A 22,118-nucleotide genomic window follows, 5' to 3' on the forward strand; every position below is an offset into this window, starting at 1 on the left:
GATGGACTGGATCCTCGTTGTCGAGCAGGCCTTGAACGGCCTGCAGTTCGGCTTGATGCTGTTCCTGCTGGCCGCCGGGCTGACCCTGGTGTTCGGCATCATGGACATGATCAATCTGGCCCATGGTTCGCTGTACATGGTGGGCGCCTATCTGATGGCCGCCGTCACCGAGGCCAGCGGATCGTTCGGCCTCGGCATAGGCGCGGCGCTGGCCGGCACGGCGGCCTTCGGCATGCTGCTGGAAGTGAGCCTGCTGCGCCGGCTCTATGCCCGCGATCACCTGAGCCAGGTGCTGGCGACCTTCGCGCTGATACTGATCTGCAACGAGGGCGTGCGCATGATCTGGGGTGCGCAGCCGGTGCTCTTGAACACGCCGGCCGCGCTGTCGGGTCCGGTCGAGCTGCTGCCCGGCCTGATGTATCCGGCCTACCGACTGCTGATCATCGGGGTGGGGCTGGCGGTGGCGGGGCTGCTCTACCTGCTGGTCACGCGCACCCGCATCGGCATGTGGGTGCGGGCCGGGGCGTCGAACCGGGCGATGGCCACCGCGATGGGGGTCAATATCCGCTGGCTGTTCACTGCGGTGTTCGGCTTCGGCGCGGCACTGTGCGCGCTGGCCGGCTCGCTCTTGGGGCCTATCCTGGCGGTGCAGGTGGGCATGGGCGAGAGCATCCTGATCCTGGCCTTTGTCGTCATCGTGATCGGCGGCATCGGTTCGATCCGCGGCGCCCTGGTCGGCGCGCTGCTGGTGGGCCTGGTCGATACCTGCAGCCGCACCTTGCTGCCGGCCCTGCTGCGCCAGCTGGCCTCGGCCGAGGTGGCCGCCAACCTGGGCCCGGCGCTGGCGTCGATCCTGATCTATGTCTTGATGGCGGCGGTGCTGTTCTGGAAGCCGCAGGGCCTGTTCCCGGCGAGAGGCTAATGATGGCGAGACAGAGTCAACTTCATCATCGCGGCCTGGGTCTGTGGACCTGGCCCTTGCTGGCCCTGCTGGCGGCGCTGCCGCCGCTGCTGACGGCATTCGGCCTGGAGTTCTATATCGGCGTGGCCAGCCGGCTGCTGATCTTCGCGATCGCCGCGTCCAGCCTGAACCTGATCCTGGGTTTTGGCGGCATGGTCAGTTTCGGCCATGCGGCTTTTGTCGGCCTGGGCGCCTACACGGTCGGTATCCTGATGGACGCCGGCGTGGCCTCGGCCTGGATCGCCTGGCCGGCCGCGATGCTGGTGTCGGCTCTGGCCGCGGCTTTGATCGGCGCGATCAGCCTGCGCACCCGCGGCGTCTACTTCATCATGATCACGCTGGCCTTCGCCCAGATGTTCTATTACCTGGTGATCTCGCTGAAGGCCTATGGCGGCGAGGACGGTCTGCCGCTGCCGGCACGCTCGGCCCTGGGTGTCGATCTGAAGGACGACGCGATCTTCTTCTGGGTCGTGCTGACGCTGTTTGTCGCGGTGATGGGCCTGCTGCAGCGCCTGGTCAACTCGCCCTTCGGCTGGCTGCTGCAGGGCATCAAGGAAAACGAGACCCGCATGGGCGCGGTCGGCGCCCGTGTGTTTGCGGTGCAGTGGCAGGCTTTCGTGCTGGCCGGCGCGATCGCCGGGTTGGCCGGCGCGCTGCTGGCCAATCTGAACGGCCTGGTGACGCCGCACACCATGCACTGGTCCCAATCGGGCCAGCTGATGATCATGGTCATCCTCGGCGGTGCCGGCTCGTTGTGGGGCGGGGCGCTGGGCGCGGCGGCCTTCCTGCTGCTGGAGGAGGTGCTGGCCGGCTACACCCTGCATTGGCAGATGGCGCTGGGCGTGGTGTTGCTGGGCGTGGTGCTGTTCGCACCCCAGGGCCTGGTCGGGATGTTCAAGCGTAGAAGGAAGGCCGTCCATGGCTGAGCCGCTGCTGAAAGTCGAATCCCTGGTCAAGCGCTTCGGCGCGCTGGCCGCCACCGACCATGCCTCCTTCGAGGTGCGCGCCGGCGAGGTCCATGCGCTGATCGGCCCGAACGGCGCCGGCAAGACTACCCTGATCCACCAGATCTCCGGGGCAATGGCCTCGGATGCCGGCCGGATCCACTTCGCCGGGCAAGACCTGACGCCTGTCGGCATGGCCGCCCGGGTGCGTGCCGGCCTGGTGCGCTCCTACCAGATCACCAGCATCTTCAAGCGCTTCTCGGTGCTGGACAACCTGGCGCTGGCAGTGCACGCGCGCCGGCCCGGCCAGCCGAGCTGGTGGCGCGCGGCCGTCAAGGACGAGGCCGCCTATGCCGAGGCTTCTGCGCTGCTGGAGCGCATCGCCCTGGGCCGGCATGCAGACCGCCCGGCCGGCAGCCTGGGCCATGGCGAGCAACGCCAGCTGGAGGTGGGCCTGGCGCTGGCGGCGCGGCCGCGCCTGCTGCTGCTGGACGAGCCGATGGCGGGCATGGGGCCGGACGAATCGGAGCGCATGGTCGAGCTGCTGCAATCCTTGCGCGCGCAAGACCTGACCCTGCTTCTGGTGGAACATGACATGGACGCGGTGTTCCGGCTGGCCGACCGCATCTCCACTTTGGTTTTTGGCAAGGTCATCGCCAGCGGCACGCCGGCCGAGATCCGCGAGCATCCCGAGGTCAAGAAGGCCTATCTGGGCGACGAGATGGAGGCCGCACTGTGAGCGAAGCCATTCTCGAGATCAGCGGGCTGGAAGCCTGCTACGGCAGCAGCCAGGTGCTGTTCGGCCTGGACCTGCAGATCAGGGCCGGCGAGGTCGTGACCCTGCTGGGCCGCAATGGCATGGGCAAGAGCACCACGCTGCGCTGCCTGACCGGCTGGATGGTACCGAGCCAGGGCCGCATCCGCTTCGCCGGCCAGGATGTCACCGGCTGGAGCGCCGACCGCATCGCGCGCCTGGGCCTGGCCATCGTGCCGGAGGGCCGGCAGATTTTCCCGAACCTGTCGGTACGCGAGCATCTGCAGGCCTTTGCCGGCAACCGCAGCGGCGCGAGCCAGCCCTGGGATGTCGAGCGGGTGTTCGAGCTGTTCCCGCGGCTGCGCGAGCGGGCCTCGAATATGGGCAACCAGCTCTCCGGCGGCGAGCAGCAGATGCTGGCCATCGGCCGGGCGCTGGTGACCAACCCGAAGCTGATGATTCTGGACGAGGCCACCGAGGGCCTGGCCCCGCTGATACGCGAGGAGATCTGGCGCTGTCTGGACCGGCTGCGCGAGGCCGGCCAGACGATTCTGGTGGTGGACAAGTATGTGCGGCGCCTGATACGGCTGGCCGACAGGCACAGCATCCTGGAGCGCGGCCGGGTGGTCTGGGCCGGCGATTCGGCGGCGCTGGATGCCGACCACGGCCTGTGGCAGCGCTATCTGGGGGTCTGAGCGAATGACAAACGCCTGTGTTTTCGAGCGGCAGGAACTGGTGCGCTTCGGCCATTGCGACCCGGCCGGCATCGTGTTCTACCCGCGCTACTTCGAGATGCTCAATGCCTTGGTCGAGGACTGGTTCACCCAGGGCTTGGGCGTCGACTATGCGCAGCTGCTGGGCCCGCGCCGCGTCGGCATGCCGACGGTGCACCTGGGCACCGACTTCAGGCGCATCAGCCGCATGGGCGATGTGCTGACGCAGCGCATCGCGATTCAGAAGCTGGGCCGCAGCTCGCTGAGCCTGGCCATCTCCTTCGACGGGCCCGACGGCCAGCGTGTGGCCTTCGAGCAGGTGCTGGTCTGCACCTCGCTGGACACGCACCAGCCCACTCCCTTTCCCGATGATTTGCGCGCCGCCCTGGAGCGAGCCGCAGGAGACAAGACATGACGAAACAAATCCTTCAGCCTGCCGACTGGGCCGCGCCGCGCGGCTATGCCAATGGTGTGGCCGCCACGGGCAAGCAGATCTTCGTTGCCGGCCAGATCGGCTGGAACGGCCAGTGCCAGTTCGAGAGCGACGACTTCATCGCCCAGGTGCGCCAGACCTTGCTGAACATCAAGGCCGTGCTGGCCGAGGCCGGGGCCGGTCCCGAGCACATCACCCGCATGACCTGGTATCTGCTGGACAAGCGCGAGTACCTGGCGCGCGGCCGCGAGGTCGGCCAGGCCTACCGCGAGGTGTTGGGTCAGGAGTACGGGATCGCGATGAGCGCGGTGCAGGTGGCGGGCCTGATGGAGGACCGTGCGAAGCTTGAAATCGAGGTGACAGCGGTGTTGCCTGCGCAGGGCTAGGATGAGCCCGAGTTTTTGTAGTATCTAAAGGAGACTGACCATGGCCAAGGCCCAATTCCACTGGGACGACCCGCTCTTGCTGGAGCAGCAACTGACCGACGATGAGCGCGCGGTGCGCGACGCCGCCCGCGCCTATTGCCAGGACAGCCTGGCGCCGCGCGTGCTGGAGGCTTTCCGCCACGAGAAGACCGATGCCGGCATCTTCCGCGAGATGGGCGAGCTGGGTCTCCTGGGCCCGACCATTCCCGAGCAGTACGGCGGCGCCGGCCTGAACTATGTTTGCTACGGCCTGGTGGCCCGCGAGGTCGAGCGCGTCGACTCCGGCTACCGCTCGATGATGAGCGTGCAGAGCTCGCTGGTGATGGTGCCGATCAACGAGTTCGGCTCCGAGGCCACCAAGCAGAAATACCTGCCCAAGCTGGCCAGCGGCGAGTGGATCGGCTGCTTCGGCCTGACCGAACCGAACCATGGCTCGGACCCGGGCTCGATGATCACGCGGGCCAAGAAGGTCGACGGCGGCTATTCGCTCAGCGGCGCCAAGATGTGGATCACCAACAGCCCGATCGCCGATGTCTTCGTCGTCTGGGCCAAGGACGACGGCGGCCAGATACGTGGCTTTGTGCTGGAGAAGGGCTGGAAGGGCCTGAGCGCGCCGGCCATACACGGCAAGGTGGGCCTGCGCGCCTCGATCACCGGCGAGATCGTGATGGACGAGGTGTTCTGCCCCGAGGAGAACGCCTTCCCCGAGGTGCGCGGCCTGAAGGGTCCGTTCACCTGCCTGAACAGCGCCCGCTACGGCATCGCCTGGGGCGCGCTCGGCGCCGCCGAGGACTGCTGGATGAAGGCCCGCCAGTACGTGCTGGACCGCAAGCAGTTCGGCAAGCCCCTGGCCGCGAACCAGTTGGTGCAGAAGAAGCTGGCCGATATGCAGACCGAGATCACCCTGGGCCTGCAGGGCTGCCTGCGCCTGGGCCGCATGAAGGACGAGGGCACGGCCGCCGTCGAGATCACCTCGATCATGAAGCGCAACAGCTGCGGCAAGGCCCTGGACATCGCCCGCGTCGCGCGCGACATGCTGGGCGGCAACGGCATCTCCGACGAGTTCGGCATCGCCCGCCATCTGGTCAATCTGGAAGTCGTCAACACCTACGAGGGCACGCATGACATCCATGCGCTGATACTGGGGCGGGCGATGACGGGAATTGCGGCGTTCTGAGGAGACGAGGCTTGTTGCTTGAGGGCTGGGCCTTGTCTGCGGAAAGGGCCCAGTCCTGACTAGTTCATCGCTGCGGCCGCGCCGCTGGTCTCCGCCGCGTTCAGGTCCGCCCGCCGCGCACCGGTGAACCGCTTGGCCCAGTAGGCCTCGCGCATGTCTTCCACCCGCACCTTGGAGCCCGAGCGCGGCGCGTGGATGAACTTGCCTTCGCCGACATAGATGCCGACATGGGAGAAGGTGCGGCGCATGGTGTTGAAGAACACCAGGTCGCCGGGCTTGAGTTCGGTCTTCTTGACCGGGGCCAGGCTGGAGAGCTTGGCCTGCTCGTCGGCGCGGCGCGGCAGCACCAGGCCCACGCTCATCTCGAAGATGTGGCGGGTGAAACCGCTGCAATCAAACCCGCTTTCGGCCGAATTGCCGCCACGCTTGTAGGGCACGCCGAGAAAATTCATCGAGGCCAGCACCAGGTCCGAGGCCTTGTCGCGCACCTGGTCCAGCAGGCCGCCGCTCTCGACCGAGACCTGGCCCAGCAGGCCGCGCTCCTGCAGAAAGCGGCTGACGGCATCGCCCGCACCCATCGCTGCCGGCTGCGAGGCGGCCGGGGCCGGCGGCAAGACCTGGCCCTGGGCCGCAGCGACGGCCAGCAGCAGACCGCAGGCCGTCAAGAGGCGCTGCAACCGGGTGCTGTGAGGGAGGCGGCGGCTGGCGTCGAACATGGGTGTCGGCGCGCAGCTTATGGGGGGGCTGTCGAAGGTGTCAAGCGAGAAGGGCGGCGCTCACGGGTAAGCCCGGGGGCGCCTCAGGGCAAAGTCGGTACTAACCCGGATTGGACCACAGCTCTGCTGGCAATCCCCCTGTGCAAGGGCTTGCGCTGGCGCAAGCATTGGTAACTTGTGCATTATTTGTGAGCAAAGTCGCGCACCAGGGTCAGTCTGCCGTCAGTCCGGTTTTCTGAAATGCCCGGGCACAAGACACAGGAGACATCCATGCCCGCGCCCAGCTATGCCGAATTCCATGCCCGTTCCCTGCATGATCGTGAGGGCTTCTGGGCCGAGCAGGCCGCGCTGATCGAGTGGCACAAGCCCTTTGATCAGGTGTGCGATCTGCGCCATCCGCCGTTCGCGCGCTGGTTCGTCGGTGGCCGCACCAATCTATGCCACAACGCGGTGGACCGTCATGCGCGCTCGCGTCCCGAGGCCAACGCGCTGATCTGGGTCTCGACCGAGGTGGACGAGGAGCGGGTCTACAGCTTCGCGGCGCTGCAGCGCGAGGTCGAGCGCATGGCGGCGATGCTGCTGGCCCAGGGTGTGAGCCAGGGCGACCGGGTGCTGATCTATATGCCGATGATTCCGGAGGCGGCGTTCGCGATGCTGGCCTGCGCCCGCATCGGCGCGATCCACTCGGTGGTGTTCGGCGGCTTCGCCAGCGTCTCGCTGGCCAGCCGCATCGATGACGCGGCGCCGAAGCTGATCGTCAGCGCCGATGCCGGCAGCCGCGCCGGCAAGCTGCTGCCCTACAAGCCGCTGCTGGACGAGGCGATCCGGCTGGCGGCACACAAGCCCGCGCATGTGCTGCTGGTCGACCGGGGTCTGGCAGCGATGGAGCGGGTGCCGGGCCGCGACCTGGACTATGCGGCGCTGCGCCAGCAGCATCTCGAGGCCCGGGTGCCCTGCGCCTGGCTCGATGCCGAGCATCCCAGCTACACGCTCTACACCAGCGGCACGACCGGCAAGCCCAAAGGCGTGCAGCGCGATACCGGCGGCTACGCGGTGGCGCTGGCGGCCAGCATGAAGCACATCTTCTGCGGCCAGCCGGGCGAGACCTACTTTTCGACCAGCGATATCGGCTGGGTGGTGGGCCACAGCTACATCATCTACGGGCCGCTGCTGGCCGGCATGGCGACCCTCATGTACGAGGGCCTGCCGATACGACCCGATGCCGGGATCTGGTGGCAGTTGGTCGAAAAGTACAAGGTCGCGGTGATGTTCAGCGCGCCGACCGCGGTGCGGGTGCTGAAGAAGCAGGATCCGGCCCATCTGTCCCGTCACGACCTGAGCTCGCTGCGCGCGCTGTTCCTGGCCGGCGAACCGCTGGACGAGCCGACCGGGCGCTGGATTGCCGAGTCACTGGGCCGCCCGGTGATCGACAACTACTGGCAGACCGAGACCGGCTGGCCGATCCTGAGCGTTGCGCACGGCATCGAGGCCACGCCGACCCGCTTCGGCTCGCCGGGGCTGGCGATGTATGGCTACGACGTGCAGCTGCTGGATGAGCACAGCGGCGCGCCGCTGACCGCGCCGAACCAGAAGGGCGTGCTTGCCCTGGGCTATCCGCTGCCGCCCGGCTGCCTGCAGACGATCTGGGGCGACGATGCGCGCTACCAGAAGACCTACTGGTCCGGCATTCCCGGCCAGCAGGTCTACTCGACCTTCGACTGGGCGCTGCGCGATGCCGACGGCTACTACTTCATCCTCGGCCGCACCGACGACGTGATCAACGTCGCCGGCCATCGCCTGGGCACGCGCGAGATCGAGGAGAGCATTGCCAGCCATGCCAATGTGGCCGAGGTCGCGGTGGTGGGCGTGGCCGATGCGCTCAAGGGCCAGGTCGCGATGGCTTTTGTGGTGTTGAAGGATGCGGCCGTCGATGCGCTGCGGGAGGAGGGCGAGATCATGCGCCGGGTGGACGAGCAGCTCGGCGCGGTGGCGCGGCCGGCGCGGGTGCGCTTTGTCACGGCCCTGCCCAAGACCCGCTCGGGCAAGCTGCTGCGCCGCGCGATCCAGGCGGTCTGCGAGCGGCGCGATCCGGGCGATCTGACGACGATCGAGGATCCCGCCGCGCTGCAGCAGATCCGCGAGCTGTTCTGAATCGGTCACTGGTCCCTCCGACATCGTGCTTCATCGCATCGCCGCCTCGCCGGGCGGCCGAGGCGGCACAATCCGCGCGCGCCGCCATCGCGGCCACAGTCAATGGAGATGACCGCATGAAGCTTCACAAGACCTGCTTGCTGGCCGCCGGCCTGCTGGCCCTGAGCGCCTCGGCGCAGACCCCTCAGGCCACGGGCCTGCCCGGCCCGGCCTTCCCGCAGTACAAGAACGCCGCCCAGATCAAGACGGCCTGCGACAAGGGCCTGAGCGCGGCCCGCCAGCGCCTGTCCGGCCTGGAACGCCGCAAGGTCGATGCCGGCTGGCTGGCCGCCTACGATGATTTCTATGCCTTCATCGAGGACACCCAGTACCCGATCGAATTCGTGCTCAACGTCCACCCCGACAAGCCGGTGCGCGAGGCCGCGCAGGCCTGCTCGCTGCGCTGGGCCGATTTCACCTCCAGCTACGGCCAGAACGAGAAGATCTACCGGGCCTTGAAGTCCGCGCCCGCCGCCGATGCGATCGACCGCGAGCTGGTGCGGGTGGGCCTGGGCGGCTTCGAGGACGGCGGCGTGGCCCTGCCGCCCGCACAGCGCAAGCGCGCCAAGCAGATCCTCGACAAGCTCAGTGAGCTGAACCAGAACTTCGAGAAGAACATCCGCGATGCCGGCGTCAAGGTGGCGTTCACCGAGGCCGAGCTGAAGGGCGTGCCCGAGGGCGTGTGGAAGAGCGCGCCGCGCGATGCCGAGGGCCGCATCGTGCTGGGTGTCGACTACCCGAGCTATGGCCCGGTGCTGCAGAGCGCCGACAGCGGCGCGGCGCGCGAGCGCATGTGGCGGGCCAAGACCAATGAGGGCGGGGCGGCCAATCTGAAGCTGCTGGCCGAGATCATCCAGGCGCGGCACGAGTACGCCAAGCTGTTCGGCTTCACGAACTATGTGGACTTCAATCTGCGCCGCAAGATGGCCAAGGACGCGGCCACCGCCTGGAAGTTCCTCGACGAGGTCAAGAGCACGGTGACCGAAGGCGAGCGCGCCGACCTGCTGGAGCTGCGCGCCGCCAAGGCCGAGCAGCTGGGCAGCGCACCCGAGGCGACCACGGTGCAGCGCTGGGACGCCAGCTACTACAGCGAGCGCATCCGCCAGCAGCGCTACAGCGTCGACCAGGAAGCCTTCCGCCAGTACTTCCCGCCGCAGGAGAGCCTGCTGTTCACGATGCGCATCGTCGAGAAGATGATGGGCGTGCGCTACACGCCGGTGAAGGCTCAGCTCTGGCACCCCGAGGTGCAGGCCTTTGCGGTCAGCGATGCGACCACTGGCAAGGCCCTGGCGACCATGTATGTGGACCTCTACCCGCGCGAGGGCAAGTACAACCATGCGGCGGTCTGGCCGCTGCGCTCCAGCGCGACCCGCCTGGGCCGCACGCCGACCGCTGCCCTGGTGGTCAATTTCGATCGCAAGGGCCTGACCCTGGACGAGGTCGAGACCCTGCTGCACGAGCTGGGCCATGCGGTGCACAACAACCTGTCGCAGACCCGCTATGCCAGCCAGGGCGGCACCTCGGTGATGCATGACTTCGTCGAGGCACCCTCGCAGATGCTGGAAGACTGGGTCTATGACAAGCAGGTGCTGAAGCTGATGGCCGAGGTCTGCGCGAGCTGCAAGCCGGTGCCGGACGCGCTGGTCGACAAGGCCCAGGCCGCCAAGGACTTCGCCAAGGGCTCGCAGTACGGCCGCCAGCATCTGTATGCCGGCTACGACCTGGCCCTGCACGGCCCGGACGTGCCCGAGCCGATGGCGCTGTGGGCCAAGATGGAAGGCGCGACGCCGCTGGGCCATGTGGCGGGCACGATGTTCCCGGCCGGCTTCGGCCATGTGGCCGGCGGCTACGGCGCGGGCTACTACGGCTATCTTTGGAGCCTGGTGCTGGCGATGGATCTGCGCACCGAGTTCAAGGCCGACAAGCTCAGCCCCGAGACCGGCCGTCGCTACCGCGACATCGTGCTGGGCAATGGCGGCCAGAAGCCCGCGCCGGAGCTGGTGCATGAGTTCCTGAAGCGCGAGCCCAACGCCAAGGCCTTCTTCGACTATCTGCGCAAGTAAGCCGGCCCGGTAACTGGCCGGTAATTCACCTCGCCCTACAAAGCAAGCGATGGCTCTCGTGGGAGAGCTCGCTTGGGGAGATGGTGATGAGACTGCTTGTAAACAGGGCCCTCGGTCTGGGCCTCGCTCTGGGTTTGTGGGGCTGCGGCGGCGGCGACGGTGTTGATGAACCCATTGCCGCCGCGCCGACACCGGCGCCCGCTCCGGCGCCGACACCGACACCGACGCCGACGCCCACGCCGACGCCGACGCCCACGCCCACGCCCACGCCCACGCCCACCGCCGCCCCCGCGATCAGTGCCGGCCTGGGCTATGGTCTGGTGCTGCGTGCCGATGGGGCGGTGCTGCTGCTGGGGCGCAGCACGCTGCTGGACCGCATGCCCGGCACGGCCTTGGCGGGCAGCACGGCCCGGGTGATCAGCGGCATTGCAGCCAGCTCCATTGCCGCGGGCCGCCTGAGCTCGCTGGCGCTGGGCCGGGACGGCCTGCTGTATGGCTGGGGCGTCAGCAGCGGCGGCACGCTGGGCGGCGATGCGATCAATGCCAATGTGGATGCGCCGCGCGTGATGGCCGGTGTCGACGGCGTGGCGGCGGGCCTGCCCGTCAGCAACTACTCGCTGGCCCTGCGCAACGACGGCACGGTCTGGCATTGGCCGGGCGTGCTGCGTTATGCACCCGAATCGGTCGTGCCGCGCCAGATCGCCGGCTTCAGCGGCGTGCGCAAGCTGGTTGCCGGCATGACCGGTGGCGTCGACAGCAAGCAGTCGCCGCTGGCGATCAAGTCCGACGGCACGGTCTGGCGGCTGTCCTGGAGCACCGCGACGGTGATGGGGACGGGCGGCCCTGAGCAGGTCCACAGCGGCAGTGCCGAGCAACTGGCCGGCCTCGCCGATGTGGTCGATGTGTCATGCACCCAGCACTGCCTGGCGCTGCTGAGCAACGGCCGGGTGATGGCCTGGGGGCGCAATGTCGAAGGGCAGCTGGGCAAGGGCAGCAGCGGCGACTTCGTGCCGGTGACAGTGCCGGCCCTGGTGCCAGGTCTTGACGGCGTGCGCGCGATCGGTGCCAGCCGCAATGCCTCGGTGGCTGTCGGCAGCGACGGACGCCTCTGGGCCTGGGGCGGCAGTGCCTACAGCGGCCTGGGCAGTGGCGGGCCGGTCGCCTCGCCGACCCTGCTCGCCGGTCTCGCGGCAGCGGTCGATGTCTCCTGCGACGACGGCCTGTGCCTGCTGCGCCTGGGCGACGGCACGGTCTGGGGCTGGGGCGGCAATGGCAACGGCGAACTGGGCGACGGCAGCACGCTGGAGCGCCTCACGCCGGTGCAGGCCTCGGGCTTGTCCTTGAACTGAGGCCTGGGTTGTAATGCCGGCTGTCTTGGCGGCCAGGGAGAGCAGCATGGGGACGGCGTGGCAGTTGCAGTTGCTGGGGGTACCGCATCTGCGCAGGCTTGGCGCGGCCGACTCGCCGCCCGAGCCGCTTGCCCGCAAGGACGCCGCCTGGCTGGCCTATGCGGCGCTGAACAAGCCGGCGACCAGCGCCACGCTGGCCCTGATGCTGTGGCCCGAGGTCACGGCGCCGGCGGCGCTGAACAATCTGCGCCAACGCATCTACCGGCTGCGCCGAGCCACGGGGGCGCGCTTGGTCGAGATGGGCGAGCGCATCGAGCTGGCACCCGACCTGGGCGTCGAGGCGGCACCGGCGCTGCTGGGCGACGACCCGGAGGCCCGCATCCAGCCGCTGCTGGCGGGTTTCGAATACGACGCCGAGAGCGAGTTCGCCGCCTGGCTGACGGCCGAGCGCCAGGCCCGTGCCCAGGCGCTGCGGGAGCTTCTGGCCCGGCTCGCGGCCGAGGCGGAGCAACAAGGCCAGCTGGTGCTGGCCCTGCGCCATGCCCGCCGCCTGCTGAGCGAGGACGTGCTCAGCGAGTATGCGCACCGCCGCCTGATGCGCCTGCACTATCTGCGCGGCGATGCCGCCGCTGCCGTGGCCGCCTTCGAGACCTGCGAGGCGGCGCTGAAGGAGGGGCTGGGCCTGCGGCCCGGCGCCGAGACCCTGGCTTTGCTGGAGCTGGTCGAGCGTGGGCAAGCCCTGACCCCGCTCGCACCGACCCTGCCGGCGGTGAGCCTGATGCGCCCGCCGCGCCTGGTCGGGCGCGACGAGCTGCTGGCCCAGCTGGCGCGGGCGGAGTCCGTGGTGACGGTTTTGGTGGGTGAGGCCGGCATGGGCAAGACCCGGGTCCTGCAGGAGCTCGAGCGCGGCTGCGCTGCGTCGGTCTTGCATGTGCAGGCGCGGCCAGGCGATGCCGGCGTTCCCTACGGCAGCCTGCTGCGCCTGGTGCGCGCGCTGATGGAGCGGGTCGAGCTGGCCGATGGCACGGCCCTGGCTCCGCTGCTGGACGAGACGAGTGCACCCAGGCTCCGGACCACTGTGCAGCAGCTGCAGCGGGCGCTGGAGGATCTGCTGGCCCGGGCCCGGCTCGCCGGGCTCGCGCGCTTGCTGGTCGACGATCTGCATTTTGCTGACCGGGCCAGTGTCGAGATGCTGCTGGAACTGGTGCGCTCCGATGCTCTGGAGGGCCTGCGCTGGGTGCTGGCTCACCGGCCGGCCGCTGCCGCCGATGCCGACCTTGCCTTGCTGCAGGACCTGGCCGAGTCGCCGCAGGCGCGCTGGTTGGAAGTCTTGCCGCTCAGCGAGCCGCAGTTGCAGGAGCTGGTGGACAGCCTGGGCCTGAGCGGGCTGGATCCCGCGCCCTGGGCCGCCGCGCTGGCGCGCCACACCGGCGGCAATCCGCTGTTCGTCATCGAAACCCTGCGGGCCTCGCTGCAGGGCCGGCCGCAGGCCCGGCTGCTGCCACAGCCGGTCGGGCTGATGCATCTGCTGGAGCAGCGCCTGCGCCGGCTTTCGGACGCCGCGCTGGCCCTGGCGCGGGTGGCCGCGATTGCGGTACCCGACTTCAGCGTGGCGCTGGCCGAGCAGGTGCTGGGCGCGCCCGCGCTGGCGCTGGCCAATGCCTGGGACGAGCTGGAGGCCGCCCAGGTCTTGCGCGGCACCGACTTCGCGCATGATCTGGTGCATGACGCGGTGCTGCGCATCACGCCCACCGTGCTGACGGCTCATCTCCACGGGCAGGTCGCGGCCCTGCTGCTGCAGCAAGGCGTGGAGCCGGCGCGCGTGGCTGCGCACTGGCAGGCGGCCGGTCAGCTGCGCCCGGCGGCCCAGGCCTTCGCGGCGGCCGCCCAGCGCGCTCAGGCTGCCGGGCGCGCGCGCGAACAGGCCCAGCTGCTGCTGGCGCAGGCCGATGCGCTGGAATTGGCCGGCGAGGCGGCGCCCGCCCGGCTCGCCCGGCTGGCGGCCGTTCGGCCGCTGCTGCTGGGCGAGGGTGCCGCTGCGGCCCTGGCACTGAGCGAGCGGCTGCTGCCGGCGCCGACCGACCGGGCGGCACCGGCGGCCCAGGCCTGGGCTTTGCATGCGCTGACTTGTCTGTGGTCGGGTCGCCTGGCCGATAGCGAGGAGGCCGGCCGCCTTGCGCTGGCGTTGGCCGAACCGCAGGAGGAGCTGGTGCGCATGGAGGCGGCGCGCTGCGTCGCCCAGGCCTGCGGGCTGCTGGGGCGGCCCGAGGAGGGGCTGGCGCTGCTGGCGCCCTGGGAGGAGCGTGTCGCCAGCGTCGACGATGTGGAGCAGCGGCTGGACTTCTGCGGCACCTATGTCAATCTGAAGATGTATACCGACCGGCCGGTCGAAGCGATGGACTGGACCCAGCGCCATCTGCGCTGGGCCGAGCAGGCCGGCCATTTGAGCGAGCAGGTCAGCGCGCACATGAATCTGGTCGGCCACCGCTTGCGCCAGGGCGATCTGGAGGCCGGCGTCGCGCATGCGCAGGCCGCCGCCGTGTTGGCCGCCGATGCCGGGCAGCTGCAGGAACTGGCCGCGTGGAACAACGCGGTGCTGGGCTATATGTTGTGCGGACTGGGGCGCTATGCCGATGGCCTGGCCCGGCTGGAGGGTGAGCTGGCGCGCACGCCGGCCGGCATCGGCGCGCTGCGGGCCAATCTGGAGCAATGGCTGGCCCAGTCCTGGCTGAACCTGGGTCAGCCGGCGCGGGCCCTGCATGTGCTGGGCGGCGATGAGGCGGTGCCGCCCGGCAACTGGCGTGCCAAGCGGCTGATCATGCGGGCGCGCCTGACGCAGGCGCTGGCCGGCGACGCCAGCCCCATGCTCGACGAGGCGCTGGCGGCTTCGCTCAAGCCCATGCATCGCTATGACTGGCTGCAGATCCGCCTGCTGCAGGCGCAGCAGGCCGAGCCCGACCTGGCCCTGCGCTGCTGCGAGGAGTTGCAGCCGCTGATGGCGCAGCGCCAGCTGCAGGGCCTGGCGGCCGAGCTCGAGCGGGTTCGCCTGCAGGCCTTGTTGCTGCTGCCGACACTGGACGCGGTGCCGGCCTGTGTCGACCGGCTGGAGGCCATGGCGCTGCGCTGGCGGCACCCGATGTTCAGCCCGGCCCAGCAGTTGGCGCAGGCCGCACAAGGCTTTGCTCGGCTCGACCTGGCGGCCGATGCCCGGCGCTGCCGGCTCGCGGCCCTGCACTGGGTGCATCTGCAGGTGTTCCCGCAGGTGCCGGCGGCGTTCCAGGACAGTTTTCTGCACCGCAGCGCCGTCACGGCCGGCCTGTCGGTCGCCGAGTTGCCGGCGCGCTGAACGCGCCTGCCCGATACTGGCCCGATGCCCGAGCTTGACCGCCCCGTTCTCGATGCGCCCACGCGCCGCTTCCTGCCCTGGCTGGTGGCGCTGGCCTTTTTCATGCAGACGCTGGACACGACCATCCTGAACACCGCGCTGCCGGGCATGGCGGCCGATCTGGGCGAGAACCCGCTGCGCATGCAGTCGGCCGTGGTGGCCTATATGCTGACCGTGGCGCTGCTGATCCCGGCCTCGGGCTGGCTGGCGGACCGCTTCGGCACGCGCCGGCTCTTCATCTGGGCCATCGTGCTGTTCAGCCTGGGCTCGCTGGCCTGCGCGCTGAGCCCCTCGCTGCGTGTGCTGGTGGCGGCACGGGTGCTGCAGGGGGTCGGCGGGGCGCTGCTGGTGCCGGTCGGGCGGCTGGCGGTGCTGCGCGCGTTTCCGAAGGAGGAGTTCCTGCCGGTGATGACCTTCATCGCCTTGCCGGGCCTGATCGGGCCGCTGATCGGGCCGGCGCTGGGCGGCCTGCTGGTGCAGTACGCCAGCTGGCACTGGATCTTTCTGATCAATCTGCCGGTCGGGGCCCTGGGTGTCGCGGCCAGCCTGCGCTATATGCCCCAGCTCAGGAGCGCCACGCCGGGCCGCTTCGACTGGAGCGGCTTTGTGCTGTTCAGCCTCGGGCTGATGCTGCTGTCGGTCGGGCTGCAGGGTTTCGGCGAGCATGTGATCAGCGTCGCGGTCAGCATCGTGCTGGTGGTGGCCGGCATGGCCTGCATGATGGCTTACTGGCTGCATGCGGCGCGCGCGCCGGCACCGCTGTTCAATATGCGGCTGTTCGCGATCCCGACCTACCGGATCGGGCTGATCGGCAATGTCTTCGCCCGCCTGGGCAGCGGCGCCACGCCTTTTCTGACTCCGATGTTTCTGCAGCTGGGCCTGGGCTTCTCGCCCAGCGTGGCCGGGCTGTCGATGGTTCCGACGGTACTCGGCGCGATGCTGACCAAGACCGTCGCGATCAAGCTGATACGCCGGGCCGGCTACCGCCGCGTGCTGGTCGTCAACACGGTGCTGCTGGGTCTGATGATCGCGAGCTTTGCCCTGGTCGACCGCGACACCTCGCACCTCTGGCTGGCCCTGCATCTGGGCCTGTTCGGCATGGTCAACAGCATGCAGTTCACCGCGATGAACACCTTGACCCTGGGCGACCTCGACGCGCAGACCGCCAGCAGCGGCAACAGCCTGCTGTCGGTGGTGATGCAGCTCTCGATGAGTCTGGGCGTGGCCACCTCCAGCGCCTTCCTGCTGCTCTACTCCGGGGCCGAGCGCAGTGCGGATCTGCTGCCGGCCTTTCAGGCTACCTATCTGTCGATCGGCGTGATGGCGGCGCTGGCGGCCTTTATCTTTGCCCAGCTGCGACGTCACGAGGGTGTGGCCGATGCCGGCGACACGATGGGGCAGGAATAGTCACGCGCTTCGTCCACAATCGGCAAGCGGCGGATCGCGCCGCGCTGCGGGAGCAATCATGGGCTTGATGGATTCTTTGCTGGGCGCGGCCCAGCAGGCTTTGAACGGTCAGCAGGGGCAGGGCGGCGTCGACTGGGTCAGCCTGATTGGCGGCCTGCTGTCCAATCAGGGCTCGGGCCAGGGCGGGCTGGCCGGCATCCTGCAGCAGCTGCAGGCCGCCGGCCTGGGCGAGCAGGTGCAGAGCTGGGTCTCGACCGGCGCCAATCTGCCGGTCTCGGGCGATCAGCTGGGCTCGGCCCTGGGTGGTGATCTGCTGGGTCAGCTGGCCGGTCAGGCCGGCGTCTCGACCAGCGAGGCGGGTGCGCAGCTGAGCCAGTGGCTGCCGCAAATCGTCGACCAGCTGACGCCCAATGGCCAGCTGCCCAGCGGCGGCATGGATCTGGGCGGACTGCTGGGGCAGTTGCTGCGCCGCTGAGCGTTCAGCGGCTGCGCCGCCAGTCGGTCTCGATGAAGCGCAGCACGCTGTCCTCGTGATGGGGGCCTATCACCGCATGGGCCTCCTGCTTGACCTCGGCGATCGCGTTCTCGACCGCGATGCCACGATGTGCGGCGCGCAGCATGGTGATGTCGTTGACCTGGTCGCCGAACACGACGATCTCGCGCTCGTGCAGGCTGTAGCGCTGGGCCAGGGTCTTGATCGCCTGGTCCTTGGTGGCGCGCCGGTCATGCAGGGTCAGCCAGGGCCAGCCGGGCCGGTAGAGATCGTCGGCCAGATGGATGTCGATCGCGTCACCGGCCAGGGCCTGGATCTCGGTCATCAGCGCCCGCATCGGCGCCTCGCGCTCGATCAGAATCATCGTCACCACCGGGTCGACCAGCTCGGCACCGATATTGTCGGTGTGGCGCAGCCGCGGGTCGCCGTTGTGCTGGCGCTGCTCGACGAAGTCCAGCTGGGCTTCGTTGTGCACCGACTGCCAGAACAGGCGGTCGCCGCGCGGCCCGTAGGTGGCCGCAAAAGGCATGAAGCCGCGCCTGCGCATCAGCGCGAAGATGGCCTGGGCCAGGGCCGGGTCCATCGCATGGACCAGCTCGTGCTGGCCGCTGCTCATCTCGCTGATATAGGCGCCGTTGGCCGAGATCACCGGCAGGCGCAGCGGCAGGTCACCGAGGATGCGGGCGATCGACGAGACATGGCGGGCGCTGGCCACCGTGAAGGACAGGCCCTCGTCCAGCAACCGGACCAGGCCGGCGCGGGTGAACGCGGACAGCTCGGCCTGCGGGTTCAGCAGCGTGCCGTCCAGATCCGAAACATAAAGCGTCACAGGACCTCGGAAGCGAAATCGGCCAGACGCGAGCGTTCGCCGCGCGCCAGCGTGATGTGGCCGCTGTGGCCCCAGCCCTTGAAGCGGTCGACGGCAAAGGTCAGGCCCGAGCTGCCCTCGGTCAGATAAGGCGTGTCGATCTGGGCCAGATTGCCCAGGCAGACGATCTTGGTGCCGGGGCCGGCACGGGTGATCAGGGTCTTCATCTGCTTGGGGGTCAGGTTTTGCGCCTCGTCAATGATGACGAACTTGTTCAGGAAGGTGCGGCCGCGCATGAAGTTCAGGCTCTTGATCTTGATCTTGCTGCGCACCAGATCATTGGTGGCGGCACGGCCCCACTCGCCGGAGCTGCTGTCGCCGCGCGCCAGCACCTCCAGATTGTCATCCAGCGCACCCATCCACGGGCCCATCTTCTCTTCCTCGTTGCCGGGCAGGAAGCCGATGTCCTCGCCGACCGGCACGGTCACGCGGGTCACGATGATCTCGGAGTAGCGGCGCTCGTCCAGCACCTGCTGCAGTCCGGCGGCCAGTGTCATCAGGGTCTTGCCGGTGCCGGCGGTGCCGGTCAGCGTGATGAAGTCGCAGTCCGGGTCCATCAAGAGATTCAGCGCGAAGTTCTGTTCGCGGTTGCGCGCGGTCACGCCCCAGACCGAATTCTTCTGATGGCCGTAGTCCTTCAGGGTGCGCAGCACGGCGCTCTTGCCGGTGATCTCGGTGACCTTGGCATAGAGCGGCGCGGCGCCGGGGGCTTCCAGGTAGATGAACTCGTTGATCAGCAGCGAGGGCACCAGCGGACCGCTGATGCGGTAGTAGGTGATGCCGCCTTGCTGCCAGCTCTCCATGGTCTTGCCGTGGCGGTCCCAGAAGTCAGCCGGCAGCGCCTGCACGCCGGTGTAGAGCAGGTCCGAGTCTTCCAGCGTCTTGTCGTTGCGATAGTCCTCGGCGGGCAGGCCCAGCGCGCGGGCCTTGATGCGCATATTGATGTCCTTGGACACCAGCACCACCTCGCGGCCGGGCTGCTGGCGCTGCAGCGCCTGCACCACGCCGAGGATCTGATTGTCCGCCTTGCCCTGCGGCAGGCCTTGCGGCAGCGGCGTGTCGATCAGCCCGGTCTGGAAGAACAGCTTGCCGCCGGCCTCGCGATGGCCGGTGTGGTCCAGCGGCAGGCCCAGGGCCATTTCTTCCAGCGTGCTGCTCTGCAGGCTGGCGGCCAGCGCATCGAGGTCGCGGCTGACCTGGCGCACATTGCGGGCCACCTCGGTCATGCCCTTCTTGTGACCGTCCAGCTCTTCGAGCGTGATCATCGGCAGATAGATGTCGTGCTCCTCGAAGCGGAACAGGCACATCGGGTCGTGCATCAGCACATTGGTGTCCAGCACGAAGAGCTTGGCCGGGCCGGCGATACGCGGCTTGGCGGCGGCCTTGGGCTTGGCGGCTTTTTGAGGGGCCGGTGCCGGGCTGGGCGTGACCAGGGCCAGGCTGGGCTGCGGGCTCGGCGCAGCGGCCGGCGCCTGCTTCCTGGCCGCAGACTTGGTCGGCGCCCTGCTCGGCGCCTTGGTCGGGGATGCCACGACGCTGGGCGCGGCCGCTACCTCTATCGCCGCGGCGCGGCTTGGAATCGCTTGGGGTGTTTTGCTGACCGCCAGCGTGGAGGCAAAGGCGGAGGGCTCAAGGAGGCTGGCGCGTTTGGTCGGAGGCTTGGGCAGTGGCATGAGGTGTGGAGCAGGCCGCGTTTACGGTCTGGAGGTCAAAGGCAAAAGATAGATGTCCGGGCCGAAAAAGCAAAAAGCCGCACAGGCTGCTGTGCGGCTTTGGGGGGATCTGGCTGCGTGGCTACCGGGCATGGAAGCCATTATGCACAAAGCCTCATGACGGCCGAGGCAGGTGCTGCAGCGCGGCAAAGATGCAACAAAGCCGGCCCGAAAGACTCTCCGGGCCGGCTTCGCGTGGATACTGCAGAGCTCGGCGAAAGGCTCAGGCGGCTTCTTTCTTGAAGGACTTGACGGCCTTCAGTACCTCGTCGACATGGCCGGCGACCTTGATGCCGCGCCACTCGGCACGCAGCACGCCGGCGGCGTCGATCAGGAAGGTGGAGCGCTCGATGCCCTTGACCTTCTTGCCGTACATGATCTTGTTCTTGACCACGCCGAACATATGGCAGAGCTTCTCTTCGGTGTCGGCGATCAGCTCGAAGGGCAGTTCCAGGTTCTGCTTGAACTTGTCGTGCGACACCATATTGTCGCGCGACACGCCCAGCACCACGGCGCCGGCCTTGACGAAGTCCTTGTGGCGGTCACGGAACTGCATCGCTTCGGTGGTGCAGCCCGGCGTGTTGTCCTTCGGGTAGAAGTACAGCACCACGGCTTGACCGAGAAAGGCTTGCGGTGTGAACTTCACGCCGCCGGTGGCAAGAGCTTCAATGTCCGGGAGAGGTTTGTTGAGCGCTGGCGTCATGTGGCGTTCTGTAAAGATGTGTGCCCGGGTGGGCATAGCCGCCAATTATACGTTGAACCGCAAGCCCTCTTGTCGCCACTGAGGGGGATTGCCAGCATAGCGGGTTTGGCCGCCTCTCAGGGGCGTTCTATCAACAAGGCGGCCAGGACCGTGCGACTTTCACTGGCCAGCACGTTGTAAGTGCGGCACGCCGCGGCCAGATCCATGGTTTCGACGCCGATGCGCGCGGCGATCAGGCTGCGGTAGAGCGCCGGGCGGGCGAAACGGATCCTGGCACCGCTGCCGAAGATCACCAGCTCGGGCTTGAGCGCCAGGATCTGCTCGAAATGCGCTTCGCTCAGATCCTCGAAGCGTGCCAAACCCCAGGCCTTCACCTCGCCGCGCCAGGGCACCAGCAGGCTCTCGCCGTGCTGCTGGCCGTTGACCCAGACGTTCTGGCCGTCGTGGCGGGAGATGCTGTTGCCGCCTTGCGGCTCGTCAAGTTGGAACTTCATGCTGTTGTGCGGGCGCTGTCGGCCGGGGCGGGTGCAAACCCTGTGTTTAAATTCTACGTTTGCAGCCCCACGCCCCCAGGAGTCCCGTCTTGAAGCCCATCGCCAAGTCCAGCAAGCTGGCCAATGTCTGCTACGACATCCGCGGACCCGTGCTCGACAAGGCGCGCCAGATGGAGGAAGAGGGCCAGAAGATCATCAAGCTGAACATCGGCAATATCGCCGCCTTCGGCCTGGAACCGCCGGACGAAATCGTCCAGGACATGATACGCAACCTGCCCGCGGCGGCCGGCTACACCGATTCCAAGGGCTTGTTCGCGCCGCGCAAGTCGGTGGTGCACTACTGCCAGGAAAAGCAGATCCACGGTGTCACGGTCGACGATGTCTATCTGGGCAACGGCGCCTCCGAACTGATCGTGATGGCGCTGAACGCCTTGCTGGACAACGGCGACGAGGTGCTGCTGCCGGCGCCCGACTACCCGCTCTATACCGCCGCAGTGGCGCTGTCGGGCGGCAATCCGGTGCACTACATCTGCGACGAGAGTAGCGACTGGTTCCCCGACATCGCCGACATCAAGGCCAAGATCACGCCCAACACCAAGGCCATCGTCGTCATCAACCCGAACAACCCGACCGGCGCGCTCTACCCGGAGAGTCTGCTGCGGGAGATTGTCGAAGTGGCCCGTCAGCACCAGCTGATCATCATGGCCGACGAGATCTACGACAAGACGCTGTATGACGGCGCCGTCCACACCAGCATCGCCTCGCTGGCCGACGATGTGCTGTGCCTGACCTTCAACGGCCTGTCGAAGAACTACCGGGCCTGCGGCTACCGCGCCGGCTGGATGGTGGTGTCGGGCGAGAAGCGCCATGCCAAGGACTACATCACCGGCCTGAACATGCTGGCCTCGATGCGCTTGTGCGCCAACACCCCAGGCCAGCTGGCGATCCAGACGGCTCTGGGCGGCTACCAGAGCATCAAGGACCTGGTGGCGCCGAGCGGCCGGCTGTGCCGCCAGCGCGATCTCGCCTACGAGCTGCTGAGCCAGATTCCTGGCGTCAGCGTGGTCAAGCCGAAAGCGGCGCTGTATATGTTCCCCCGCCTGGACCCCAAGATCTATCCGATCGAGGACGACCAGCAGTTCGCCTACGAGCTGCTGGCCGAGGAAAAGGTGCTGATCGTGCAAGGGACGGGCTTCAACTGGACAGCCCCCGATCACTTCCGCCTCGTGTTCCTGCCCAATTCCGACGATCTGAAGGAAGCGGTGGGCCGCATCGAGCGTTTCCTGGCGCATTACCGCAAGCGTGCCGGGCGTTGAACGAACCTAATCCAG

At 68.2% G+C, this 22,118-nt stretch carries 19 protein-coding genes; 14 read left to right on the forward strand and 5 right to left on the reverse strand.

Going from position 1 to position 22,118, the window contains the following annotated elements; genetic code table 11:
- The first annotated feature begins 1 nt into the window (after position 1).
- The 7 genes from ABGI63_RS19045 to ABGI63_RS19075 are packed head-to-tail and all read left to right on the forward strand — an operon-like array spanning position 2 to position 5,407.
- Positions 2–922, forward strand: a complete 921-nt coding sequence (locus ABGI63_RS19045; protein WP_349743968.1) for a branched-chain amino acid ABC transporter permease — start codon at positions 2–4, stop codon at positions 920–922.
- Between the two features lie 2 nt (positions 923–924).
- Positions 925–1,887, forward strand: a complete 963-nt coding sequence (locus ABGI63_RS19050) for a branched-chain amino acid ABC transporter permease (protein ID WP_349743969.1) — start codon at positions 925–927, stop codon at positions 1,885–1,887.
- Positions 1,880–2,644 carry an ABC transporter ATP-binding protein gene (locus tag ABGI63_RS19055; protein ID WP_349743970.1) on the forward strand — a complete coding sequence of 255 codons (765 nt, stop codon included), beginning with the start codon at positions 1,880–1,882 and terminating at the stop codon, positions 2,642–2,644. The genes ABGI63_RS19050 and ABGI63_RS19055 overlap by 8 nt, the downstream gene beginning before the upstream one ends.
- Positions 2,641–3,354: an ABC transporter ATP-binding protein gene (locus ABGI63_RS19060; RefSeq protein WP_432767442.1), complete on the forward strand. Its 714-nt coding sequence runs from the start codon at positions 2,641–2,643 to the stop codon at positions 3,352–3,354. The genes ABGI63_RS19055 and ABGI63_RS19060 overlap by 4 nt, the downstream gene beginning before the upstream one ends.
- Positions 3,355–3,358: 4 nt before the next feature.
- Positions 3,359–3,787, forward strand: coding sequence for an acyl-CoA thioesterase (locus ABGI63_RS19065; RefSeq protein WP_349743971.1), 429 nt, complete (start codon positions 3,359–3,361; stop codon positions 3,785–3,787).
- Positions 3,784–4,191 (forward strand): RidA family protein, encoded by a 408-nt coding sequence (locus ABGI63_RS19070; protein WP_349743972.1) that lies wholly within the window; start codon positions 3,784–3,786, stop codon positions 4,189–4,191. Before ABGI63_RS19065 ends, ABGI63_RS19070 begins: the two co-directional genes overlap by 4 nt.
- Positions 4,192–4,231: 40 nt before the next feature.
- Positions 4,232–5,407 carry an acyl-CoA dehydrogenase gene (locus ABGI63_RS19075; RefSeq protein WP_137942287.1) on the forward strand — a complete coding sequence of 392 codons (1,176 nt, stop codon included), beginning with the start codon at positions 4,232–4,234 and terminating at the stop codon, positions 5,405–5,407.
- A gap of 59 nt (positions 5,408–5,466) precedes the next feature.
- Here the strand turns inward: ABGI63_RS19075 and ABGI63_RS19080 are convergent, their stop codons facing one another.
- Positions 5,467–6,123, reverse strand: a complete 657-nt coding sequence (locus ABGI63_RS19080; RefSeq protein ID WP_432767443.1) for a C40 family peptidase — start codon at positions 6,121–6,123, stop codon at positions 5,467–5,469.
- Positions 6,124–6,363: 240 nt separating this feature from the next.
- On the opposite strand from ABGI63_RS19080, the gene ABGI63_RS19085 reads away from it, so the two are divergent.
- The 6 genes from ABGI63_RS19085 (at position 6,364) to ABGI63_RS19110 (ending at position 16,992) form a co-directional block, all read left to right on the forward strand.
- Positions 6,364–8,274, forward strand: a complete 1,911-nt coding sequence (locus ABGI63_RS19085; RefSeq protein ID WP_349743973.1) for a propionate--CoA ligase — start codon at positions 6,364–6,366, stop codon at positions 8,272–8,274.
- A gap of 116 nt (positions 8,275–8,390) precedes the next feature.
- Positions 8,391–10,376, forward strand: a complete 1,986-nt coding sequence (locus ABGI63_RS19090; RefSeq protein WP_349743974.1) for a M3 family metallopeptidase — start codon at positions 8,391–8,393, stop codon at positions 10,374–10,376.
- 86 nt (positions 10,377–10,462) lie between these two features.
- On the forward strand, positions 10,463–11,725 hold the full coding sequence (locus ABGI63_RS19095; protein ID WP_349743975.1) for an RCC1 domain-containing protein: 1,263 nt from the start codon (positions 10,463–10,465) through the stop codon (positions 11,723–11,725).
- Positions 11,726–11,771: 46 nt separating this feature from the next.
- Positions 11,772–15,071 carry an AAA family ATPase gene (locus ABGI63_RS19100; RefSeq protein ID WP_349743977.1) on the forward strand — a complete coding sequence of 1,100 codons (3,300 nt, stop codon included), beginning with the start codon at positions 11,772–11,774 and terminating at the stop codon, positions 15,069–15,071.
- A 24-nt stretch (positions 15,072–15,095) separates the two neighbouring features.
- Complete coding sequence (gene mdtD / locus ABGI63_RS19105) at positions 15,096–16,517, forward strand: multidrug transporter subunit MdtD (protein ID WP_349743979.1); 1,422 nt, start codon at positions 15,096–15,098, stop codon at positions 16,515–16,517.
- Complete coding sequence (locus tag ABGI63_RS19110; RefSeq protein ID WP_349743981.1) at positions 16,489–16,992, forward strand: YidB family protein; 504 nt, start codon at positions 16,489–16,491, stop codon at positions 16,990–16,992. Before mdtD ends, ABGI63_RS19110 begins: the two co-directional genes overlap by 29 nt.
- Positions 16,993–16,996: 4 nt before the next feature.
- Here ABGI63_RS19110 and ABGI63_RS19115 read toward each other — a convergent pair whose 3' ends face one another.
- The 4 genes from ABGI63_RS19115 to ABGI63_RS19130 all read right to left on the reverse strand — a co-directional run bounded on the left by ABGI63_RS19115 (position 16,997) and on the right by ABGI63_RS19130 (position 20,787).
- The gene (locus tag ABGI63_RS19115) at positions 16,997–17,839 is read right to left on the reverse strand and encodes an HAD family hydrolase (RefSeq protein ID WP_349743982.1); all 843 of its coding nucleotides are present in this window, start codon (positions 17,837–17,839) and stop codon (positions 16,997–16,999) included.
- Positions 17,836–19,551, reverse strand: a complete 1,716-nt coding sequence (locus ABGI63_RS19120; protein WP_349743983.1) for a PhoH family protein — start codon at positions 19,549–19,551, stop codon at positions 17,836–17,838. The genes ABGI63_RS19115 and ABGI63_RS19120 overlap by 4 nt, the downstream gene beginning before the upstream one ends.
- A 262-nt stretch (positions 19,552–19,813) precedes the next feature.
- Entirely contained in the window at positions 19,814–20,293 is a 480-nt protein-coding gene (locus tag ABGI63_RS19125) for a peroxiredoxin (RefSeq protein ID WP_137942299.1), read from the reverse strand.
- Between the two features lie 116 nt (positions 20,294–20,409).
- Entirely contained in the window at positions 20,410–20,787 is a 378-nt protein-coding gene (locus ABGI63_RS19130; protein ID WP_349743985.1) for an Mth938-like domain-containing protein, read from the reverse strand.
- 89 nt (positions 20,788–20,876) lie between these two features.
- Here ABGI63_RS19130 and ABGI63_RS19135 point away from each other — a divergent pair, with 89 nt between their 5' ends.
- Positions 20,877–22,103 (forward strand): pyridoxal phosphate-dependent aminotransferase, encoded by a 1,227-nt coding sequence (locus ABGI63_RS19135; protein ID WP_137942301.1) that lies wholly within the window; start codon positions 20,877–20,879, stop codon positions 22,101–22,103.
- Positions 22,104–22,118 lie beyond the last annotated feature (15 nt).

The organism is Roseateles cavernae (genome assembly GCF_040187885.1).
Lineage (GTDB): Bacteria > Pseudomonadota > Gammaproteobacteria > Burkholderiales > Burkholderiaceae_C > Roseateles_E > Roseateles_E cavernae.

Excerpts from the sequence above, each read along its gene's own strand:
- ABGI63_RS19045 (WP_349743968.1), top strand. The coding sequence starts at position 2 with ATGGACTGGATCCTCGTTGTCGAGCAGGCCTTGAACGGCCTGCAGTTC.
- ABGI63_RS19050 (WP_349743969.1), top strand. The coding sequence starts at position 925 with ATGGCGAGACAGAGTCAACTTCATCATCGCGGCCTGGGTCTGTGGACC.
- ABGI63_RS19055 (WP_349743970.1), top strand. The coding sequence starts at position 1,880 with ATGGCTGAGCCGCTGCTGAAAGTCGAATCCCTGGTCAAGCGCTTCGGC.
- ABGI63_RS19065 (WP_349743971.1), top strand. The coding sequence starts at position 3,359 with ATGACAAACGCCTGTGTTTTCGAGCGGCAGGAACTGGTGCGCTTCGGC.
- ABGI63_RS19070 (WP_349743972.1), top strand. The coding sequence starts at position 3,784 with ATGACGAAACAAATCCTTCAGCCTGCCGACTGGGCCGCGCCGCGCGGC.
- ABGI63_RS19075 (WP_137942287.1), top strand. The coding sequence starts at position 4,232 with ATGGCCAAGGCCCAATTCCACTGGGACGACCCGCTCTTGCTGGAGCAG.
- ABGI63_RS19080 (WP_432767443.1), bottom strand. The coding sequence starts at position 6,123 with ATGTTCGACGCCAGCCGCCGCCTCCCTCACAGCACCCGGTTGCAGCGC.
- ABGI63_RS19085 (WP_349743973.1), top strand. The coding sequence starts at position 6,364 with ATGCCCGGGCACAAGACACAGGAGACATCCATGCCCGCGCCCAGCTAT.
- ABGI63_RS19090 (WP_349743974.1), top strand. The coding sequence starts at position 8,391 with ATGAAGCTTCACAAGACCTGCTTGCTGGCCGCCGGCCTGCTGGCCCTG.
- ABGI63_RS19095 (WP_349743975.1), top strand. The coding sequence starts at position 10,463 with ATGAGACTGCTTGTAAACAGGGCCCTCGGTCTGGGCCTCGCTCTGGGT.
- ABGI63_RS19100 (WP_349743977.1), top strand. The coding sequence starts at position 11,772 with ATGGGGACGGCGTGGCAGTTGCAGTTGCTGGGGGTACCGCATCTGCGC.
- mdtD (WP_349743979.1), top strand. The coding sequence starts at position 15,096 with ATGCCCGAGCTTGACCGCCCCGTTCTCGATGCGCCCACGCGCCGCTTC.
- ABGI63_RS19110 (WP_349743981.1), top strand. The coding sequence starts at position 16,489 with ATGCCGGCGACACGATGGGGCAGGAATAGTCACGCGCTTCGTCCACAA.
- ABGI63_RS19120 (WP_349743983.1), bottom strand. The coding sequence starts at position 19,551 with ATGCCACTGCCCAAGCCTCCGACCAAACGCGCCAGCCTCCTTGAGCCC.
- ABGI63_RS19125 (WP_137942299.1), bottom strand. The coding sequence starts at position 20,293 with ATGACGCCAGCGCTCAACAAACCTCTCCCGGACATTGAAGCTCTTGCC.
- ABGI63_RS19130 (WP_349743985.1), bottom strand. The coding sequence starts at position 20,787 with ATGAAGTTCCAACTTGACGAGCCGCAAGGCGGCAACAGCATCTCCCGC.